This window comes from Sphingorhabdus sp. (genome assembly GCF_023910635.1).
In the GTDB taxonomy this organism is placed as follows: Bacteria; Pseudomonadota; Alphaproteobacteria; order Sphingomonadales; family Sphingomonadaceae; genus Sphingorhabdus_B.
This window is the reverse complement of the sequence record NZ_JAAVVZ010000005.1, coordinates 74,595-96,724: the sequence shown is the minus strand read 5'-3', so window position 1 is coordinate 96,724 and position 22,130 is coordinate 74,595. Positions and strand designations below refer to the sequence as shown.

General features: G+C 54.6%; 10 protein-coding genes. 3 read left to right on the top strand and 7 right to left on the bottom strand.

The window, feature by feature from the left end; translation table 11 throughout:
- Positions 1–43 precede the first annotated feature (43 nt).
- A complete protein-coding gene (thyA, locus tag HEQ34_RS04245) occupies positions 44–976 on the bottom strand; it encodes a thymidylate synthase (protein WP_296197851.1) in 933 nt (310 codons plus the stop codon).
- Positions 977–1,363: 387 nt separating this feature from the next.
- Between thyA and HEQ34_RS04240 the strand changes: the two genes are divergently transcribed.
- Positions 1,364–2,431, top strand: coding sequence for a transglutaminase-like cysteine peptidase (locus tag HEQ34_RS04240; protein ID WP_296197847.1), 1,068 nt, complete (start codon positions 1,364–1,366; stop codon positions 2,429–2,431).
- Here HEQ34_RS04240 and HEQ34_RS04235 read toward each other — a convergent pair.
- Genes HEQ34_RS04235 through HEQ34_RS04210 form a run of 6 tightly spaced genes read right to left on the bottom strand, consistent with a single transcriptional unit; the run spans position 2,417 to position 19,405 of the window.
- Complete coding sequence (locus HEQ34_RS04235; protein WP_296197845.1) at positions 2,417–3,676, bottom strand: HlyD family type I secretion periplasmic adaptor subunit; 1,260 nt, start codon at positions 3,674–3,676, stop codon at positions 2,417–2,419. The two genes, HEQ34_RS04240 and HEQ34_RS04235, sit on opposite strands and share 15 nt — an antisense overlap.
- The gene (locus tag HEQ34_RS04230; protein ID WP_296197843.1) at positions 3,673–4,743 is read right to left on the bottom strand and encodes a cell wall hydrolase; all 1,071 of its coding nucleotides are present in this window, start codon (positions 4,741–4,743) and stop codon (positions 3,673–3,675) included. The genes HEQ34_RS04235 and HEQ34_RS04230 overlap by 4 nt, the downstream gene beginning before the upstream one ends.
- Positions 4,740–6,905, bottom strand: coding sequence for a type I secretion system permease/ATPase (locus tag HEQ34_RS04225; protein WP_296197841.1), 2,166 nt, complete (start codon positions 6,903–6,905; stop codon positions 4,740–4,742). Before HEQ34_RS04225 ends, HEQ34_RS04230 begins: the two co-directional genes overlap by 4 nt.
- 37 nt (positions 6,906–6,942) lie before the next feature.
- Positions 6,943–8,604, bottom strand: a complete 1,662-nt coding sequence (locus HEQ34_RS04220) for a TolC family protein (RefSeq protein WP_296197839.1) — start codon at positions 8,602–8,604, stop codon at positions 6,943–6,945.
- 13 nt (positions 8,605–8,617) lie between these two features.
- Positions 8,618–9,331, bottom strand: a complete 714-nt coding sequence (locus HEQ34_RS04215) for an OmpA family protein (RefSeq protein WP_296197835.1) — start codon at positions 9,329–9,331, stop codon at positions 8,618–8,620.
- Positions 9,332–9,361: 30 nt separating this feature from the next.
- The gene (locus tag HEQ34_RS04210; RefSeq protein ID WP_296197832.1) at positions 9,362–19,405 is read right to left on the bottom strand and encodes a DUF5801 repeats-in-toxin domain-containing protein; all 10,044 of its coding nucleotides are present in this window, start codon (positions 19,403–19,405) and stop codon (positions 9,362–9,364) included.
- Between the two features lie 382 nt (positions 19,406–19,787).
- On the opposite strand from HEQ34_RS04210, the gene HEQ34_RS04205 reads away from it, so the two are divergent.
- Positions 19,788–21,497: a hypothetical protein gene (locus HEQ34_RS04205; RefSeq protein WP_296197829.1), complete on the top strand. Its 1,710-nt coding sequence runs from the start codon at positions 19,788–19,790 to the stop codon at positions 21,495–21,497.
- Positions 21,490–22,128 carry a response regulator transcription factor gene (locus tag HEQ34_RS04200; RefSeq protein ID WP_296197826.1) on the top strand — a complete coding sequence of 213 codons (639 nt, stop codon included), beginning with the start codon at positions 21,490–21,492 and terminating at the stop codon, positions 22,126–22,128. Before HEQ34_RS04205 ends, HEQ34_RS04200 begins: the two co-directional genes overlap by 8 nt.
- Positions 22,129–22,130 lie beyond the last annotated feature (2 nt).

Below are 22,130 nucleotides of genomic sequence, written 5' to 3'. Positions count from 1 at the left end.
TTCAAACAGGACTTTAGGTCAACATAGCTGACCTAAATCGAGCTTAGACCGCAACAGGCGCGGAAATATGGGCCTGCGGATGATAATCGACGACCTCGAAATCTTCGATACGATAGTCGAAAATACTTTCGGGCGTGCGCAGTAGCTTTAGCTTAGGGGCGCCAGACGGTGTCCGCGACAATTGCTCTTCGACCAAGGGCGCATGATTCAGATACAAATGCACATCCCCGCCCTGCCAGATTAGTTCACCCGCTTGATACCCGCACACCGCTGCGAGCATCCGCGTCAGCAATGCCGCGGAAAATGCGTTAAAGGCAAAGCCAAGTCCCAAATCGCAAGAGCGCTGGAATAAGATACAGCTTAAAACACCATCGGCGACATGAAACTGGTATGTTTTGTGGCAAGGCGGCAGTGCCATTTGGTCCAGTTCGGCAACGTTCCAACCTTCGATGATATGTCGGCGTGAACCCGGATTGCTTTTCAGGCTCTCAACAAGCAGGCTAACCTGATCAATGCCCTTATCAGCCCGGCGGAATAGTCCGCTTTCTGTGGCTTCGTAACGCGGCCAATTCACCCATTGCGCGCCATAAACGGGTCCAAGGTCGCCCCATTTTTCGGCGAAATCGGCATCATCGATTATGCTTTGTTCAAAATCATCTTGCGAAATATCTGTGCCGGTTTCGCGGCGGTAGCGGTCCAACGGCCAATCGGTCCATATCTTGACCTTTTGTTCCAGCAATGGCCGGATATTGGTGTTTCCCGTCAGGAACCACAGCATTTCGCGGGCTGCCGTCTTCCAATAAACCCGCTTTGTCGTCAGCAACGGAATGGCATCGTCGGCGAGCGAAAAACGCATGGTCGCACCGAACAGTGCCTTCGTCCCGACGCCCGTCCGATCGCGCTGAACTGTGCCAGTTTCCCAGATCCGGCGCATCAACGACAGATATTGTTCTTCATAATGTGGCATATTGTGCATGTGCTATCGCTAAGCGCCGCGTAGCGTTTTTGCAACCTTGCCCATATCTTATTGTTGGGCGCGCTTTGTCGGCAAAATGGCCGATTGCATGTCGGCCACGCGACATCATCAAACTTAGGGTCAGGACCGATTAAAGAAGTGACGTTAATTCAGTCAGTCGAGCAACAATTGTTCACAATTCTTGCGTTGGGGCAGCATAAAATTGCACTTATTGCTGCGCTTCGTTCCGTAGCTGTCGCATGACCAAATCCGGATGACACATCGGCTTTGACATGCGGCACTTCAAGGATTTGTCGATGACGCAGCCAAAATTGTTAACATTGACCGTCGGATTGTTAACCGAACTTGGGAACGGAATAGCATTATTTTGTCCCGCAAAGAGCGGGCATGATTGAGAAACCGTTTTCTAAGCGCCCCAAAGCGCACAAAAGCGTTCTACGCAGAGCGGCGTTGCCTATGGCCGTCGCCGCGTTAGCCGCGGAGCTGGCATTTGCGAATGTGGCAATGGCGCAGACCTCTCAAGCCGCTGCATCCAACTTTTGCGCAGACAGTGCTGTTTCGCTCGCCTTTGGCAATAACATCCGTGTTGAACCTGCCGCTGGACCAGTAAGTTTGACAAAGGCCAGCGCAATCTTAGGTGGCACCATGAGCAAGTTGGAGCAAATGCGCTCCGCTCAGGCTTCCGGTCCATCGATTGCAGCCGCCGTTACGCCCCATAAAACAATAATCTCATCCGAATGTTCCCGCGAGCGCGCCATATTTGCCGCGCCGGGCATTACTGCAACCGCCGTCGCCAAAGATGCGGTCTTGGGTGCACAATCGGTCGTCATCGCACGCACACCTTTTGACAGTGATTGGGCTGCGGTCCAGCACCCGAATGTTGCCAGCATTCAAAATGCGGTCGCGAAATCTGGCGCACGCAGTGCCATTGATAAGCTACAACAAGTGCAAATGGTCAATCGGTGGATCAACCAGAATGTCGCTTTTGGTGACGATCAAATTGTATACGGGCGCGCTGACTATTGGGCCCCGGCGAGCGAAACATTGCGCCGCGGCGTTGGTGATTGCGAAGATTTCGCCATTGCCAAAATGGATATGCTGGCTGCACTCGGCGTGGCCCGTGCGGATATGCGCTTAATTATCGCGCGCGATCTTGTGCGCAACGCGGACCATGCCGTTCTTATGGTGCAGCTGGATGGCGGGTCGGTCATGCTCGACAATGTAACCGATCGCTTGCTTGATGGCCGCGCACCCAATGACTACCGCCCGATCATGTCGTTCAGCCAGAACGCAAAATGGGTGCATGGGTATAATGTGCAACAGCACAATGCGCAGGTTCGCTTTGCCGCATTACCGGCGACTTTTGAACCAGACATTCTTACAGTGACCGAAGAACTCGAATTGCCCACGATCTCGATCGCGTGGCTCGGGGTCAGGACCCTAACGCTCCGTTAGTGCTTCCGAACTTGCTTTGATCACTGGTTTCAACAGGTAACGCAGAACGCTTTTACGTCCGGTCATGATTTCCACATCGCAAATCATGCCTGGCGTGATCGGCAAACGCTTCCCGGACTTGAGCAAATAGGCGCGATCCGTTTCAACAATTACGGTGAAGTAAGCCTGACGCTCAACCTCGTCATATATACTGTCGGCCGAAACCTGCGCCACGCGACCCGACAAGCCGCCATAGATTGAAAAATCATACGCCGTGACTTTCACATTGGCACGGTCACCGATCTTTATAAAGGCGATGTCACCAGGGGCCACGCGTGCCTCGATCAGCAATTTGTCGCCCATCGGCACAATCTGCATGATTTTCTGGCCAGCATTTAAAAATCCGCCGACAGTTGTCACCTGAACATCGTTGATGACACCCGCTACTGGTGAGCGGATCTCCGTGCGGCTCAAGCGGCCTTGTGCACCGCGCATCGTCTGTTCATTCACCGCAATTTTCGTGTTGATCTGCGACCGTTCGTTCAGCGCGTCCTGACGATATTGGAATTGCGATTCCGACATTTGTGCTTGTGCTTCGCGGATCGCGGCGATGGCACGCGATGCGCCCTGACGCGCTGCGTCCAATCGTCCACGCACATCGACAAGCTCGCGCTGCGCAGACAATAATTCGGTTTGCGGCACGATGTTTTTCTCTGCCAGCGGACGGATCATGTTCACTTGATCCTGCGCCAATTTAAGACTCGATTCCAAAGATGCAATCGTGGCCTGCGCTTCGCCCAGATCACGTCGACGTTGTTCAACAGCAGCCGACAACGCCCCTACCCTGCTGCGTTGCGCGGATTGCCGTGCCGCTTGCAACCGTGCCTCATCAACGCAGCTTTCACCAACACAACCATCAGCACCACCGGTTTCCCGGTTCAAACGCGCGGCACTTGCCGCCAAACGCTCGGTTTCTGCTTGCAAGGAACCCAGCTCAGACGACGATGTTGTGTCGTCAAAACGTACGAGCAACTGACCTTTTTTGACGGTCTGTCCTGACCGGACAAGAATGGCTTCAATGGTCGAAGGTTCTGCGGCTTGCACCAACTGCACCTTGGACGAAGGGATAACCCGACCCTGCCCACGTGTGATTTCATCGACTTGCGCAAGGCTCGCCCACAAAATGAAAAGCGATACCCCAACCGCACTGAAAAATATAATCCGTTCGCTGGCATTTAATTGCGCGAACCATAAGCGAAATTTCATTGTGTCGCCTCCACAGCGGGTAACTGAGTTGTGGCGGGAATATTGGCCTTTGCGGCGCTTTCGGGGCCCATCTTCATGGTCAATCGCCATGTTTTGCTGGTGTCAATTCTGCCGCCGACATCATTGTCTGCACGGCGGTCAGACACATGTTTAGCGGGCGTCAGGGCACCCGGGATATCCAGTTCCGCATCCGCATCAACAGCGATATCCGCACCCATATTGGCCAGGCTTGATACCGGAGGGATATACTCGCCGCCGCGATACACACCGCTAAAGGCAACGCGCCTGCCCCAGTTGCCGGGCCATCTGTAAAAGATATGGGCGCCCATTTGCGTGATTTTGTGCAGTTTCGGCGCCCAATAAGGCGAGACATAATTGGCATGATAATGGGTCGCCATGCCAACCGACGACGTTACCGTTCCTGCAAGGACCTGCTCGGCCACCTGCCGTGCCTCGGCCCACGCCTTGGCACCTGGCGCGCGAAGTAATGAGCCATCGCAGGCAAAGCTGAACTGGCAACCTGGCCGGTTGCTGCCTTGGTAGATCACGCCGCACACCGACTTTGGAAATGCGGGATGACGCATACGGTTAAGAATGACCTGCGCCACGGCAAAGCGGCCAGCGACAGGTTCAAAGCCAGCTTCATAATACACCGCTTGAGTCATGCAGCGCAGAGCCTTTTCTGCATCGGTCAGGCTCTTGTCGGTCAGGTAAAATGGCTTTGCAGTTTCAATCGGGCCTTTGCCCAAGGGGATTACCGCGTTCAACATTTCCGCAGCTTCACCTTCGGCTGCGACATTGGTCTGGTCATACTGCGTCACTTGCGTCAAAATAATCTGCTCCTGCGTAAAAGCAGGTGCAGGAACCTCGGCTGACGCATTCGGCAACAGGCGGCCATATACGCCCTGCCAATCAAGTTTGGTCACCAAGAGTGCCATAGCCATACTAAGGCCAATCAGGGCCGCCACGACCTTGCCGAGACCGCTTTTGCCGGGTGCAGTGCCGCGCGGTGGTAAATCATCGCTGACGACGGCCGCTGAGGCTCTGGGAGGGTCATCATGCATCATGCCGCAACCCCATTCGCCATCGCTTGCGCCATAATCTGTTCGCGCGGGCCATCGGCAACGATTTTGCCGCGATCCATTACGATCAACCGGTCACATAAAGACAACACGGCATGCCGATGCGTCGACACGATCAACGTCTGCCCCGGATAGATCGCGGTTTTCAGCAGCTCGACAAAACGCATCTCGGTCCGCATATCCATTGCGCCTGTAGGCTCATCAAGAAACAGTAGCTTGGATGGCGCTGCCAACGCGCGGGCGAGCACCAGAAATCCACGCTGACCACCAGAAAGATTGCGGCCCCGTTCGCCAGTGCCTCGGTCAAAGCCACCGTCATCGCGGCCCAGAAATTCGTCTGCGCCAACACGGCGCAACGCATCAATCAATGCCTCATCGTCGGCATTTGGCGCGCCCATCAACAAATTGTCTTTAATCGACCCGCTAAACAATTCGGCATCTTGCCCGACAAAGCGAAGCTGCGAACGCAAGTTGATCGGACGATATTGGCGGTTGTCCAACCCATCAATGAGTATCGATCCCGCGTCAGGATAATATAACCCACAAAGCAGCCGTCCCAAGGTCGACTTACCAGAGGCAACACGTCCGATGATGGCTATCTTTTCGCCAGGCTTAATTATAAGATTCAGCCCGGAAAGTGCCTCGCGATTGCTTTCCGGATAGGAAAAGCTCACGTCATCGAGCCTGATATGGCCTTCACGCACAGTCGGGACGACGCTTCGGCTGCCGAACGAACGCTCGTCATGCGTGTCCATCAATCCGCCAAGGCTGTCGAGCACGGTCAATGCTTGCCGCCCGCGCGTCATCAGAAACGCCAATTGTCCCGCGGGAGCCAATGAGCGCCCGGCGAGCATGACGATCGCGATAATCGCGCCCATCGAAATCTTGCCAGCATCAAACATATAAAATCCGCCGATAACCAGCGCGATGCTTGTCACTTGCTGACACATATTGGCCAAGGTCACGGCGGTCGCGTTTAGGTGCCGCAAACGTTCTTGCGTCTGCGCGCTCATACGCGCAAGATTGCGCCAACGCCCAATTACGCGGCCTTCTGCGGCAGTGGCCTTTAGCGTTTCGGCACCGCTGATCGCTTCAACAAGCAAGCTGTGTTGCAAGCCCGCATCTGCTTGTGCGTCGAGCGTCGCGGCAATCATTTTGCGTTGCAGGATATGACCTGCAAAAAACATAATCGCAATGATGACGACGGGCACCATCGCCAACCAACCAGCCAAAATCGCGATCAAGCCGACAAACACCACCAGGAACAAGATATCCACCAAAAGGACAGCCGTCGTGGAGGCAAAGAAATCACGCACAATTTCGAATTCGGACACGCGGCGGACCATTCTGCCGGTATCACCCGTGCGCCCCGACAACGGCATGTTGACTAACTTGCCGAAAATCTTCTCGGAAAGCTTTAGGTCCAGCTTGCGGCCCAATTCATCCAGCAATGTCGAACGCGCCATGCGCAAGGCAAAGTCAATTGCGAAGGCCAACAATACGCCAATTGCCAAGACCCAAAGGCTAGACACAGCGCGATTTGGAATGATGCGATCATACACATTCATCGAGAATAAAGGCAGCGCAAACGCCAATATGTTGATGATGAAGGCCGCGCCAAAAACAGGATAAAATTCAGGCTTCAGCTTGCGGAGTTCCGACCAGAACCAGTTGTCACGTGACGTCTTTGGTACGTCAGAGTCATCTATCCCGCGCGCCCGCACCGCTGCACCACCGACATGGATGGCTTGACCGACATAGACCGAGTCTACCTCGGCTGTGTCCGTCCAAACCGGCTCTGCCGCGTCGGCCTTCCATAACAGGACTTGCTCCTTGGCCGCTTCGTAGATGATCGCCACGCTGTCATCGTTAAGGCGGATCAAAGCAGGTAGCTGGTGCACCTTTGTCGGCAAGCGCGCGCCGTGAATGGGCGCGCAGGACAGCCCAGCGAGTTCAATCGCATGTTCGGCCTGGTGAAAAGGCAATTGCCCGTTGCCGTTTAACGGCAACGTCAAAAACAAGCTCTCCGGATCCGGGAGATCGTTTTCACGGGCAAGCCTTTTGACCGCCGCGGCTATTGTATCGGGTGCAATTTCTCCGAAAACAGCGACCGCGTCGGCCAATTCAGTATCTAAACGACTATGCAACTCTCTACTCCAAACTGGGCGATGCCCCACACCGCACTCAACGTGGGTAACGTCTACGCTGCAATTCTGCGGCTGCTGGCGGACCATAATCGAAGCGTGCCCTTGCCGAAGCTTCGGCGCCCTGCGGTGCAGCCATATTCATCGACGCCAACAGTTTGTTGGTCGACGCTAACACCCGGTATTCCGCAAATTGTTCCGCAAAACGTGCGGTATCTAGGCGGACCTGAACATTGTAGCGGGTGTTCTGCGCGTCGAGCACATCAAGCAACGAACGGCGTCCGACGTTGAACTGCTCACGATAGGAAAGCAGCAAGTCATCGCTGACTTTGCTTTGCGTGGACAATTCTTCGCCAACCTTGCGCTGCGTAGACATGCTGTTCCAAGCACTACGGACGTCTTCTTCGGCAAAACGACCCAATTCGTGCAGGCGGAAACGTGCCTCGCTCGCACGGCGGACCATCTCTTGATATTTCGCGCGATTTATACCGCCGTCAAAGATGTTCCAACGCAGGAAAACGCGCGCTTGAACGTCATTAGTCTTGCCTGCAAAGCCATCAATGTCTTCGCCAACACGACCACGGGCATCGACGCCAATGGTGGGATATAAGTCGCCCTTGGCCTTTGACACCATTGCATGGGCGGCATCAACGTCGGCAGCCGCTTCTTTAACCCTTGGGTTGTTCTGCCGCGCTTCGGCAACAGCTTCGCCCAAAGTCGGCGTGATGGCCGTTCGCAGGGATTGCGGCATGGAAGCGCCCGTCACAGTCAAGCCTGTCAACGTTTGCAGCTTGATCTGCGCGTTCACCAATGCTTCTTCAGCTTCAGCCTTGCGGACGATTGCAGCTTGCAAGCGTTCTTGCGCCTGTTGCTGATCCGCAATGCTGATTGAGCCCTGCTGGACGCCCTGCCCTAAATCACCGACAAGATTTTGGTGAAAGGTCACATTGTCGTCGGAGGCCGCAGAAATGCGCTGTTGCAACAAGATGTCGAGATATTGCCGCGTCACGAGCAAAGCGATGTTTTCCGAACGCTCCGCAACGCGCAATGCCGCGCCATCGGTTCGTGCCGCTTGACGCGTCAGCTCTCCACGACGGCGACCGAAGTCAATCAACGTCTGCTCGGCAGTTATGCCGGCTTCGAGCGGATAAAGTGTGTCGTCTTCAATACCCAATGTCCGCCGGGTTGGATTTTCAAGGCGGCGAATCCCTGCCGAAGCTTCGATATCTACGCGGGGCAGATATAGGCCCTGCGCTTGTTCGCGTTCAAATTCGATGGCTTCCTTGTTCATGATCGCCTGATTAATCTCAGGGCTTGTCTCCAAGGCAGCGGCAATCGCTTGGTCAAGCGTCAGAACGCCTGAATTGTCGGTCATCGCTGCTTGCAGCGCCAACCCCGTTGCCACAGTTGAAGGCGCAACATCGGCTTCGGCAAATTGCGACATTGTCACAAATTCAGCGTCGCCCGCAGCAGGTGCACCAATTTCGATAACAGGTTCAACCGCCAAATTTGGGACGAGCACAGATGGTGCCGTCATGATTTCTGCGATTGCCACCTCAATGGAAGGAATGGCAGCGGTCGCAACCTGGGCGACGATTGATGCCGCCTGATGGGTGGTGGCCACATTGCCCGATGCGGCAAAGGTGACAGATGAAAGCGATGCCACCGATACGGTGAACATTAAAATAGTGCGGGTGTTCATTGTTCTTCTCCCCTCAATTACTTGCCGTGATTTCAACGCGGCGGTTCGTTGGATTGCGTTCGCCATCGGCGGTCGAAACCTTTGGTTCAGCTTCGCCGCGACCGCTCACCATCAGCGCAGATGCGCTCAGGCCAGCGGCCTGCATTCTGGCCGAGACTGCCTCAGCGCGGCTCTTTGAGAGGGCGTCATTATAGCTATCGGACCCGGACCGGTCAGTGTGTCCAATAATGCTAAATTTATTCCAGCCACATGCCGCCTTGTTGGCCGTGACAAAGGCGATGGTCTCATCTGCATTTACCGGCAAGACGATCGAGTCCCAGTCAAAGAACAAGGTAGCGGCAAGCGCCGAGTCACATGCCGGCGAACGCGGCGGAGGCGGCGGTGGTAGGGGCATCGCGACGACTGGCTCTGGAACAGGCGCAGTCATCAACCGGTGATATTTCTCACACCGCGTCAAGCTTTGGCTGTCACGGATTGCGTTTTTCAGAAAGCCAGTGGCAATGCCGCACCAGACTTTTGCTTCGGAGGCATACATGTAAGTGCTGCCAAGCGATGCAAGTACCGCCGGGTTCGTCGTTGCCGCAAGCGCCTCGTCATAACGCCGCTCAACCTCGGGACGCAAATCCCGGACTTCCATAGACGTCAGATCCACCATTTGTGCGGAGGCAGGAAATGCAACACTAACTGCTGCTCCAGCCACCAATGCCTTTATCAAAGACCGTTTCATACTGTTTTCCTCCGAAGTATTTCTTGTTTCTTATCCATTACTTATCATCGCCATGTCATAATGATGCGCGCCTGACAGATCGTTGCTGGCCAACGCTGCCAACTGGAAAGCATCAACGCCTTGGCTGAGGATGCCCGCCAGCAGTGCGCTGTCATTTGCCCCGCCACCTACGTCATTTGCTGGCACACCCAACGCAGCGGTGAAGGCGTCAATCAGGCGATCCACCATCAAGTCTGGCATAGCCTCACGCAGCGCATCTTCGATGGGGAGCGGTAGAGCGGCATTTTCGCCTGCACCTGCCGATGTCGATGCCGAAAAGGCTGCGATATCCAGCATGCTGTGCATGACCTGATCACCGCCACCAAAGGCGACAGCAAAATTGCCCTGATCGTCGGAAACCGGATCAGCTTTATCCTCAAGCAAAGCGGAGCGCTCGGCCATCGGCGCATCTTGGAAGCTGCGGGCAACTTCTGCTTCTTCCGACGGACGTAGGCTGCTGGCGACGTCATGCGGGCGTTGAGCGAAGTCGTGCGTGAGTTTGAAAGCCAAATCGGATATAAAAGACGCTCCGCCCGTTGACGCAAGAGAAGCAACCTCATTTCCAATGCCTGGATTTTCGCTGACGAGCGCGCCCAATTGGTCCAGATTTCCATCGGGCATCGCAGCCGCATTTTCCGCAACCGAAAGGCCAAGTAGTGCCGCCGCAATAACCGACGTGGTTGCATTACTTGTCCGAATTTGATCGGCGGACCGGCTTACGACAGAAGTCGTGCCATTTGTCGCGAATGCGGCATCCGCGACAATGCCCGTTGAACCATCGGCCTTGGCATAGACAGATTGTCCGGCAACACTGACGCTGCCGTTTGCGGTGGAATAAGCGATACCATCCGAGACCAGGCCAATGCTAACAATGCCCGCGTCCGACAGGCTGCGATATTCGCCGGCGTCAGTAATGCCGTTGCTATTAGCATCCTGCCACACACCGAACTTGGCGAAATCTACGTCATTGGCGTCAAGCACACCATCGCGATTGCTATCATAATCAGCCGCCAACCCTTGGAGATCGGTAAGGCCGTCGCGAGCAAAGACGATTTCCGAGCCGTCGTTGACGATTCCATCACCGTTGCGGTCCAGCGCCAGCAACCCGTCATCCGAGCCAACCCAAGCCGTGCTTTCGGCACTGCCATCGCCGTGATAGTCGAAGGTTACGCCAGATGTTATGCCGAGGAATTCAACGCCATCGCCGTCGATGTCGAGGACCACAGGAGCAGTGGCATCCACAAACACATTTAGGGTCGACGTTGACGTTGTGTCGCCATCCCGGTCAGTCGCGGCGACATCAAACATCAGATTGATGTCCGAAGGCAAAATGGTGCGGCTGATATCCAGAGATGTAAAGCGCACACCCTGACCGCTGCCGCCGACACCCTCAACTAAAACGCGATTAAATTCGTTCATGATGGGGTCAATTACCGTCGCAGTGCCCGTCACATTGAGGTTGGTGTAAACGACCTCTTGCGTACCAAGATTGTCATTAAAGACCGTCACCTTGATAAGGAGCGAACCGTTGATATTGTCATTCCGCAAAGTGATTGAACTTACATAATCTGGGTTCGTGAGCGGTGCTTGATTGCCGACTTGTCCAGGATCGTGAAATTCGATTGTGAAACTCTCTCCGTTGCCAACGAACTGGTTGTCGACCCCAAAACCTTGGGTTGAAGAATTGACTCCATTACCGCTGCCCGTAAATTCAACACGACCGTCCGGCGTTTCCACGAACGGCGTCGGGCCACCCGCAGTCAGCCCAAGCAGCGAGATGGTTTCCGTTGACGCCGCAGACGGTGTGACCAGCGTAAACGCATAGGTACCGTTGCTGTTCACTTGAAGCGTGAACACCGTGATTGGTGGATTGCCACCCGCTCCATCCGGATCCGTAGTCGCCGTCAACAAAGCACCATTGGCGTTCTGGACGGTCGTGTAAGTAATACCTAGAAGTGCAGGCCCAGTGATTGCAAAGGAACCATGTCCGTCAGCACCTTGTGTGTAGGTAAATGTACCGTTGCCAATGGTGTTGGCTGCATTGACGACGGTGATACCTACAAAAGTGCCAAGTGAACCTGCATCATCCTTGAACGTCAGCGCATTGGCGATGTTCGCCGTAGCACTGGCGGTATCGCCGTCGCCATCGGTCGAGGTCGCGGTCAACGTAATCAGGTTCGCTGCCGATAGGGTCGTTGACTGGTCAGGACCCGAGTTGGGCGCGTGCACAACGGCGCGCTGTTGATCTAATGTGACGGTGCCCGATCCGTTCACTGTAACGGTAAAGACGAGCTCATTGCTAACCGCAGTGCGGCCTTCAACAACACTGCCATTAAGGAGGAGGTTTACCGCTTGGCCTGTGGCTGTATCCACAAGGCCGCTTGGACCTGCAACAACGCCAAGCGTATAAACCGTCGCGCCAGCACCATCGGCGCCATAGTTGGTGGTAAATATACCTGCAAAGCTGGCGCTCGCATCATCGCCAAGAACCGTCTCGTCAACCGTCAACGTTGGCACCGCACCAAGCGCGCTCACCGTTGGACCGTCATCGGCAAAGCGGACATTGCCGCCAAGGTCGAGAACAACCGCTTCGGATGCGCTATCGCCGTCCTTGTCGACAATGGTCGCAGTGCCGGTCAGCGCCACCTTGCCATTGGCAAGGACCGCAAACTGGTCATCAAACGGCGCAGTGGTCGTGCCTTCGACCGCATGGTCGATCTCGGCCAACTGGGTCAGCGTGACAACGCCGGTCGTTGGGTTGGTCGCAAGCGTGAATATCAATGCACCGCCTGCCCGACCTTCGAGGACATTGCCGTTCATACCAAGCGTGATCGCAACACCATTGCTGGCAAGACCCGAGTTGGCATCTGTTACGCTGAGCGCATAGGCCCAAGTCGTTGTACCGGCACCATCTGCGCCATAAGAAGAGCTCGCAATAGTAAACGCAGCCCCGAAGTTGGCAGCGGAGACCGACGTGTCAGACAAGTCACCGATAGTCTCTGCATCCTGCGTGGTCAGCAATACCGTGTTGGCGTCCACAACCGCTGCATCAATAGCTGGCGCATCATCCTTGAACGTCAGCGCATTGGCGATGTTCGCCGTAGCACTGGCGGTATCGCCATCGCCATCGGTCGAGGTCGCCGTTAGCGTAATCAGGTTCGCTGCCGACAGGGTCGTTGACTGGTCAGGACCCGAGTTGGGCGCGTGCACAACGGCGCGCTGTTGATCTAATGTGACGGTGCCCGATCCGTTCACTGTAACGGTAAAGACGAGCTCATTGCTAACCGCAGTGCGGCCTTCAACAACACTGCCATTAAGGAGGAGGTTTACCGCTTGGCCTGTGGCTGTATCCACAAGGCCGCTTGGACCTGCAACAACGCCAAGCGTATAAACCGTCGCGCCAGCACCATCGGCGCCATAGTTGGTGGTAAATATACCTGCAAAGCTGGCGCTCGCATCATCGCCAAGAACCGTCTCGTCAACCGTCAACGTTGGCACCGCACCAAGCGCGCTCACCGTTGGACCGTCATCGGCAAAGCGGACATTGCCGCCAAGGTCGAGAACAACCGCTTCGGATGCGCTATCGCCATCCTTGTCGACAATGGTCGCTGTGCCAGTCAGCGCAACCTTGCCATTGGCAAGGACGGCAAACTGGTCATCAAACGGCGCAGTGGTCGTGCCTTCGACCGCATGGTCGATCTCGGCCAACTGGGTCAGCGTGACAACGCCGGTCGTTGGGTTGGTCGCAAGCGTGAATATCAATGCACCGCCTGCCCGACCTTCGAGGACATTGCCGTTCATACCAAGCGTGATCGCAACACCATTGCTGGCAAGACCCGAGTTGGCATCTGTTACGCTGAGCGCATAGGCCCAAGTCGTTGTACCGGCACCATCTGCGCCATAAGAAGAGCTCGCAATAGTAAACGCAGCCCCGAAGTTGGCAGCGGAGACCGACGTGTCAGACAAGTCACCGATAGTCTCTGCATCCTGCGTGGTCAGCAATACCGTGTTGGCGTCCACAACCGCTGCATCAATAGCTGGCGCATCATCCTTGAACGTCAGCGCATTGGCGATGTTCGCCGTAGCACTGGCGGTATCGCCATCGCCATCGGTCGAGGTCGCCGTTAGCGTAATCAGGTTCGCTGCCGACAGGGTCGTTGACTGGTCAGGACCCGAGTTGGGCGCGTGCACAACGGCGCGCTGTTGATCTAATGTGACGGTGCCCGATCCGTTCACTGTAACGGTAAAGACGAGCTCATTGCTAACCGCAGTGCGGCCTTCAACAACACTGCCATTAAGGAGGAGGTTTACCGCTTGCCCTGTGGCTGTATCCACAAGGCCGCTTGGACCTGCAACAACGCCAAGTGTATAAACCGTTGCGCCAGCACCATCGGCACCATAGTTGGTGGTAAATATGCCTGCAAAGCTGGCGCTTGCATTGGTCGCAAGAACAGTCTCGTCAACGACCAAAGCAGGAACTGCGCCTAATGCGGTTACCGCAGGACCGTCGTCAGCAAAGCGGACATTGCCGCCAAGATCGAGAACAACCGCTTCGGATGCACTGTCGCCATCCTTGTCGACAATGGTCGCTGTGCCAGTCAGCGCAACCTTGCCATTGGCAAGGACGGCAAACTGGTCATCAAACGGCGCAGTGGTCGTGCCTTCGACCGCATGGTCGATCTCGGCCAACTGGGTCAGCGTGACAACGCCGGTCGTTGGGTTGGTCGCAAGCGTGAATATCAATGCACCGCCTGCCCGACCTTCGAGGACATTGCCGTTCATACCAAGCGTGATCGCAACACCATTGCTGGCAAGACCCGAGTTGGCATCTGTTACGCTGAGCGCATAGGCCCAAGTCGTTGTACCGGCACCATCTGCGCCATAAGAAGAGCTCGCAATAGTAAACGCAGCCCCGAAGTTGGCAGCGGAGACCGACGTGTCAGACAAGTCACCGATAGTCTCTGCATCCTGCGTGGTCAGCAATACCGTGTTGGCGTCCACAACCGCTGCATCAATAGCTGGCGCATCATCCTTGAACGTCAGCGCATTGGCGATGTTCGCCGTAGCACTGGCGGTATCGCCGTCGCCATCGGTCGAGGTCGCGGTCAACGTAATCAGGTTCGCTGCCGATAGGGTCGTTGACTGGTCAGGACCCGAGTTGGGCGCGTGCACAACGGCGCGCTGTTGATCTAATGTGACGGTGCCCGATCCGTTCACTGTAACGGTAAAGACGAGCTCATTGCTAACCGCAGTGCGGCCTTCAACAACACTGCCATTAAGGAGGAGGTTTACCGCTTGGCCTGTGGCTGTATCCACAAGGCCGCTTGGACCTGCAACAACGCCAAGCGTATAAACCGTCGCGCCAGCACCATCGGCGCCATAGTTGGTGGTAAATATGCCTGCAAAGCTGGCGCTTGCATCATCGCCAAGAACCGTCTCGTCAACTGTCAACGTTGGTACCGCACCGTTGGCCGTCACAACTGGTGTATCGTCATCAACATTGACGACCAGCGTTCCGTTAGCAGCATCACCATCCACGTCAGTTACCGTGTAACTAAGCGTGAATGGCGCGTTGTTTTCATCGCCGCCTGCTGCATGCGCGATAGGCGCATTTTGCGTCACAGTGTAAGCGCCCGTAGCGCTATTTAGCGTGACGGTCAGGACGGTGGTGCCTCCTTGCTTTACAAGAACGGAACCAGATGGTCCTGCCACATAATTGAAGCCAGTAGGCGCGCCTGTCAGCTGGTAGGCAAAGGTCAACGCTCCATCGCCGCCACTGCCGGACAGGGTTCCCGCGACATTGGCTGCATCAGAATCGTCGCCATTACCGCCGGGATTGCCACCAGCAAGGGCGTCGTCATCTAAAAGGACAACAGCGTTTGGCCCCACGAACGGGCTGTCATCCTGAATAGTGATTGTCAGGGTAGCCGTCGACGTGTCGCCGTCACCATCAGTAATCGTATATGAAAATACATCCTGCACATTGCCGGGCGTGCCGTCATTGCGCAGATAGCTATAGCTGCCATCCGCATTCAGTGTCAGGACACCATAAGTGCCAGCCGTTGAACCACCGACCGTGCCCGCAGCCGCCCCGGTGATCGCAGTAACGATCACGGTGTCTGCACCAGCAGTGTCTTTGCCGCCGTCTAATTCAGCATCGGTGATGACATTGCCAACTGCCGGCAAATTGCTGCCGGACGCAATGATATCGGTATCGTTCACCGCAGTTGGCACATCGTCGATAATCCGGACCTCAACCTGATCGGTATCGGTTGAACCATCGGTGTCCGTTACCGCAACGCTAAATATCTCGGTAATGAAGTTCTCATTATCGGCATTTGCATGCGCTGTATTGTCGGTCAGCACGTAGCGGTAACCAACCGTGATCGCGGTCGCGTTGCCATTTGCAGGCGCAGAAAGCGAAGTGATCGTGAACGTGCCATAAGCATTGGTGATCGTCTGACCAACAAAAGTCTCCACGCCGCCAATCTTGATCGAGGCGATGCCATCAACCCCATTGACCGTAAATGTGCCATTTTGGGTAAGCGCGGGGGTATTGGGTGATGAACCATCCAACAGATCATCTTCATCCACAATCAAGTCAGGACCTGAAACACTCAGGCCATTGATCGTGATCGGGTCATCGCTGCCGTTGATCGTCACGGTCAATGTTGTGGTCGATGTATCTCCATCGCCATCGGTTATGGTGTAAGTGAACACTTCCGTCAGGCTATCATCGCCATCAAGGCCTTGAACCGCAGCATTGGCGTTGTTCAGCGCATAGCTATAGCTGCCATTCGCGTTCATCGTCAGCGAACCATAAGTTCCGGCAAGCGCCGAGCCGACCACACCAGCATTTGCGCCAAAGGAGAACGCCGTCAGGGATACGCCGTCCGCACCTTGCGTGTCGGCAACACCGTCGGTGCTGTTGGCGTCAGCTACATTGGCACCGGTAATGACGTTACCGTCGGCTACCGTGGGACCATCTTCAGTAACACTGTCTATATCGGCGCGTGCCGTTGGCACATCGTCGATAATATCGATAACCAGCGTGCCAGCTGTCGCGTCACCGTCTTGATCCGTGACCACCACAGCAAAATCATCAAAGGTCGTGTCACCCGCAGTGTTAGTCGTCAGCGTGTAGCTGTAACCAATTGCGCCATTGGCGATGCTGGTCACGGTCAATATGCCGAAGCTGCCGGCGAAGATCTGACCTACAGAAGTTACAGCCTGACCGTCGAGTGTCACCGTGGCGGGCCCATCGGGCGCAGTGAAGGCGAATGAGCCGCTGGTGGTTTCGTTCGTGGAATCGCCATTAGCTAGGCCTGCCTCGTCAACCAATGTCCCAGCTTCGCCTGCGGTAGGCAAATCAAGTGTCGTTGGGCTGTCAGCGATGCTGATGGTCAAGGTCGCGATTGCGATATCGCCATCACCATCGATCAGGGTGTAAGTGAACACGTCCGATACGCCACCTTCGGTACCTGCATTGCGGGTATAAATGTAGCTGCCATCGGCGTTCAGCACGAGGACGCCATAGGTGCCTGCTGTGGTGCCGCCGACGGCGCCTGCCGTGCTGCCCATCACCGTGGTCACTGTTGCACCATCTGCGCCTGGGGTATCGGCCCCGCCATCGCCTTCTGCATCCGTGATGACGTTGCCGGTCACAGGACCATAAGTGCCAGCAGCAATTGCGTCCGCATCATCGGCAGCGCTTGGGACATCGTCCTGAATCGCGATAACGAGGGTATCGGTGGCGCTATCACCGTCACTGTCCGTCACTATGACGTTGAAGCTATCAGTGGTCGCATCGCCCGATGTATTATCGGTCAACGTGTAGCTGTAGCTATAAACGCCTTGTGATACAGATACTGTCAATGTGCCCGAAGCGCCTGTGAGAATTCCACCAGCGGTAACGTTTACGCTGTTGATGACAAGTGATGCCAACGCGTCGCCACCAGTTGCAATTGCGATCGTTCCGCCTGTGGTTTCGCTATTTGAAGCTGCGTCCGATCCAGAAGGAAGGCCCGCCTCCGATACCACATTTTCACCGTCAACTTCGACGCTTGGAAGAGAATCCTCAAGCAGCGAAATTGTGACGGTTGCGGTGGATGTGTCCCCGTCGCCATCGGTGATTACATATTGGAATGTAACCACGCCTTCTTCGCCCGGCGCGGGCGTGTAGGTGAAAATACCATTATTGCTATAAGCAAGCGCACCTGCCCCCGTTAGCGATCCGGCTACGACTGACACGCCAGTGGCAAGGTTAATGCCATCGGCACCAGGCGTATCGTTAACGAAAACGTTAATAGAAACGGGCGCATTTTCACTTTGCTGCGTTCCGCTGTCATTGGCGGCAAGTGGCGCATCATCAACGATTTTTATGATCAGGCTGTCGCTCGCTACATCACCATCAAGGTCGGTAACCACAATGGGAAAGCTTAGCGATTCACCATTTGTGTTAAGCGTATTATCGTTCAGCGTATAAACATAAGTGATGCTGCCAATGCCCGTCACCGGATTATAGGTATAAGCAGTGACAAGCAGCGAACCAGTGGCGTTTGAACTGACCAGCTGCGGCAAGGCACCGGGCGTTAGGACAGCCCCTGCGACGGTCACATTGCCAACGCCGTCAGGCGAATTGAACGTGATTGTTCCGCTAGTGGCTTCTGCGTTGCCGTCAAATTGCGAGCCCGATGGCTCGCTGTCGCGCGCTGGCAAATGTGGCTCACGTACAATCGTGCCATCGCCAATATCTGGAATGAATGTAATGCGGTTTGGCGCATCGCCGATGTTGATGGTCAACGTGGCGGTCGAGGCATCGCCATCGGTATCGGTGAGTTGATAGGTGAACACATCCGTAACACCGCCCGGAGTGTTAACATTGCGCACATAGCTATAGCTTCCGTTCGCGCCGAGCGTCAGCGTGCCATATTGTCCGGTAATATTACTACCAACGGCGGCAAAGCTACCAGATGCACCCGCACGGAACCCGGAAATTGCTGCGCCGTCGGCGCCAAGCGTATCGGCCCCTGCCAACCCGCTGATTGTGCCCGCACCAGTCAGAACATTGCCAAGCTCTGGCCCGAATGTACCACCTGCGAGGCTATCTATGTCATTACGCGCTGTTGGGACATCGTCCGCAATATTGATGGTCAAACGTGCCGTAGCAACGTCGCCATCTGGATCGGTAAGGCTTACCAAAAACGCATCGGTCGTCGTATCGCCTGAAGTGTTGTCCAAAAGACGATAGGTGTAGCCAATCTGATCACCGTTAAGCGCGCTCAGCGTCAAAACGCCAAGCGGCGTTGTGATCTGCTGTCCTGCGGCGCCGGTAACAACTACGCCATTGATTGTAATGGACGCGATGCCATCTGGCGAGGTGACGAAAATTGTGCCTGTCGTGGAATCTGAACCATTGCCAGCAGCCGAGCCAGGGCTTTCGACATTGCCGTTCGCCCGCGTTCCGGGCAATCCGGTTTCGTTGACATTGTCAATGACATCACGCCCTGCCGGACCGCCGTCCTGAATAATGACATCCGGGTCGCGATCAACGAGCCCTGGAACCACTTCGCGCTCTTCGGGTTGGGGGAATGCCAACTGGGTTGGTGGTAATAAATCACCTAATGCAAATGGATCGCCTATATCGCCCACATTATCGGCAAAGTTGCCGCCTGAGCTTTGCGGCAGCCCAGCCGCTGGCTGCGGTTCTTGTCCGGCCAATAGCGCCGCAAAGTTAAGCGCCGGAATGGCTACGCCGTCCACCACGATCTGCGGTACAATAATGGCACCATCGGGAACAATCATCTGCGTGCCATCTGGCATCTGGATAATCAGGTCGCGCCCAACAACTTTGATATCATCAAGCCCAACGCCCGCAGGCAAAACAAGCTGGCCATCCGCCGTCAACGGCATGATGTTTCCAGATTGAAGAGCCATTTTAAGCAATGCAGCGCCTTCCAAAGAAGCCGAGGCATCTGCACCCATCAGGCTGGTTACGTCCAAACCATTGGCGATATCGCTGTTCTTAAAGTCCATCGTACGTTCCTATGCAAAATGTTGCTATCGTGCCGGCTGGGCACGGTGCGTGCTTGGTCATTGGCGAACGGCATGGCCCACAGAAACCTGTGAAAAATTCTGTACAAGAACAAACGCACACGCCTGTCCTCAGACAATATACAGTGGCCATGATGCCCTTATCCTAATCTGTGCAAACCTCAGGCTCGATTACTCAAGCTGTCGGGTTTGCCATTCCAGTGGGCGACCCTAGAATGGTAAAACTGATTCGTTATTTAGGTAGTAATCACCAACTGCAGTCGATTGGCAAGAATGTTAGGCAATTTTAACCATTATAATTCAAAACTATAACCCTTGTATTAGACTAAAGGTTATACTATTGTATTTTTAACGAGTTCACAGAATGCGGATACCCAATCAAGTGCTAAATCGATTACCTACAGCCGTCATTTTATTGGCATGGCCGCTTGCACGAATATTGTTATGCAGCATCATTTTTTTAGCTTTATCGACATCTCCAGATGAGCTGACTTTTACCAAGTCACTGCAATTTTGCTTTTATGCTTTTCTTGGATGGACTGCTGCGACGACACTGCTCGCTGTTGGCGGCCAACTGCTACAACCAAGTGCGCTACGCGCGCAGGTTGCCGGCGACACGATTTTGATCCTCTGTGCCATCACACTGCTTCAGGGGACGGAGATTGCGACGATCCCTGTTATGGCCTTTGCTGTGTGCGTTGGCGCGATTGCGATGACAATCGGGTTGAAAGGCAAGCATGTATTGGCTGCTGTTGCTTTTGCCGTGTTTATTTTTCTTCTAAGTTCCCTTGCAGTACAACTTGCCGGAACTTCCCCACCGCCGACAATTGCCTCGTCGGAACTATCGGACGCCATATCCCAACTGATGGTGCTCCTTGCGATGGGCATGGTTATGATATCGGCCAGCCGGAAATATCGCTTGAAACTTTTCAGCATTGAATTTTCGTCTCTGCACACCCTCTCGCTTGAAAAATCGTTTGAGTTTGACCTTCAGGCGTGGACAAATGCATCCGCATTCTTGTTTGGGCCGCAACAAGCTGCCTGTATGGTGCAGGGACCGTCGCAGTATGCAACGGGCCAGTATCATCAGTGCAACCTGCCGATTTTGCAGAAGGAGCAAGAGCGCGAAGATCTGTTGAACGCTCTTCGCCACTTACCGATTGGTTACAGTCTTTTTGATACGCAGCTTAACCGCGTCATCTGCCCCGATACCGGGCGTCATCGGTCCTTTGATGAAAATGAGCAGCGCATTGCGCATGTGCTCCGTCGCGCCGACATCAGAGCAGCCTTGGTTCAACCCCTACAGATTGACCACATGCGGGGTGGATTTATCTGCGCTGTCAACAATCACATTGATGTCGTATTAATGGCAGAGGCTGCGTTCGTCGGTCGCCATGTAACTGAAATGAGTGAATATTTAGGGAAAGTCGCGACTGCTCAACGGAATTTTATAGCAGATGCGCACGATGTTGCGCGCCGCGATCTGCACGATGGAGTTTTACAAACACTTGCCGCGTTGCGCATGCGTTTATTGCTACTGACGAAGCGTAAGGATGTGATTCAACATCCAATCGAATTGGAAATTAGGAAAGCAGTTGATATTGTAACCTTGGAACAAGCCCGTCTTCGCGGATTTTTGGAACGCAGCGATACCGTTGATTATACCGTAAATCTGGTGTCCCAGATAGATATCTGCGTCCGGACCATTTCGTTGCAATGGGGCATTGAAGTAAAGTTAAAATCGGAAGAGCCTGCCATACCGGTCGATAAGGAATCGTCATTCAATATCGAGCATTTGTTACGTGAGGTAATCACTAATGCTGCCCGCCACGCCAAAAGCAAATCCTTGACAGTTACACTATCGCTCAAGCAAGATGCACTCATGATGGCGGTTATTGATTTAAGCCAACCGCTTGAGGGGCCTCAGGTATATGAAAAACCTGAATTAACATTGAAATCAGCTTCGCTGCGAGAACGATTGAGACTCGTCAACGGTGAGGCCTATGCGGAGGGGCTTGGGAAAGGAACGTTGTTATCGATCCGTATTCCCATGCAGCAGATAGAGAATGACTAGCATTCTTGTAGTAGACGACCATCCTTTCTTCTTACATGGCTTTAGCCAATATTTAGAAGACAGCTGCGACTTCACGGTTGATACGGCGTTGTCCGTGGATGAGGCGATTGCCAAGTTGGATAATGCGCGACCAGATCTTGCGATGCTTGATGTCACGATGCACGGTGGTGGTGGACTTCGGGTTTTGCGGCATATGCGCTTACACTATCCACATATTCCAACTATGTTCCTGACGGTCCATATTGACCCGGAACAGACGATTGAGGCCATGCGTCTTGGCGTCAAAGGCATAGCTTTGAAAGATAGCGACCCTGAAGTCATCATTAATGGCATGAACACCATATTAGCCGGCGGCAAGTGGTTCGAGCGTGGCGTTACTGAGCCGGCATTGCAATATTCCGTTGATAAACCAAGCCGGGGCATTCGTTCTGATGATCTTTTGACCAAGAGAGAGATGGAGATTGTTGAACTTGTGTGCTTAGGATTACGAAACCGTCAAATAGCAGATCGATGCACATTGACCGAAGGTACGGTTAAAATCCACCTCAACAGTGTATACCGAAAACTTGGTGTCGCCTCTCGTGCCGAATTGATCGTGAAACGCGAAGGCATGCGTTCTTCGCAGAATTAAAC

Excerpts from the sequence above, each read along its gene's own strand:
- HEQ34_RS04215 (WP_296197835.1), bottom strand. The coding sequence starts at position 9,331 with ATGAAACGGTCTTTGATAAAGGCATTGGTGGCTGGAGCAGCAGTTAGT.
- HEQ34_RS04200 (WP_296197826.1), top strand. The coding sequence starts at position 21,490 with ATGACTAGCATTCTTGTAGTAGACGACCATCCTTTCTTCTTACATGGC.
- thyA (WP_296197851.1), bottom strand. The coding sequence starts at position 976 with ATGCACAATATGCCACATTATGAAGAACAATATCTGTCGTTGATGCGC.
- HEQ34_RS04205 (WP_296197829.1), top strand. The coding sequence starts at position 19,788 with ATGCGGATACCCAATCAAGTGCTAAATCGATTACCTACAGCCGTCATT.
- HEQ34_RS04220 (WP_296197839.1), bottom strand. The coding sequence starts at position 8,604 with ATGAACACCCGCACTATTTTAATGTTCACCGTATCGGTGGCATCGCTT.
- HEQ34_RS04240 (WP_296197847.1), top strand. The coding sequence starts at position 1,364 with ATGATTGAGAAACCGTTTTCTAAGCGCCCCAAAGCGCACAAAAGCGTT.
- HEQ34_RS04210 (WP_296197832.1), bottom strand. The coding sequence starts at position 19,405 with ATGGACTTTAAGAACAGCGATATCGCCAATGGTTTGGACGTAACCAGC.
- HEQ34_RS04230 (WP_296197843.1), bottom strand. The coding sequence starts at position 4,743 with ATGATGCATGATGACCCTCCCAGAGCCTCAGCGGCCGTCGTCAGCGAT.
- HEQ34_RS04235 (WP_296197845.1), bottom strand. The coding sequence starts at position 3,676 with ATGAAATTTCGCTTATGGTTCGCGCAATTAAATGCCAGCGAACGGATT.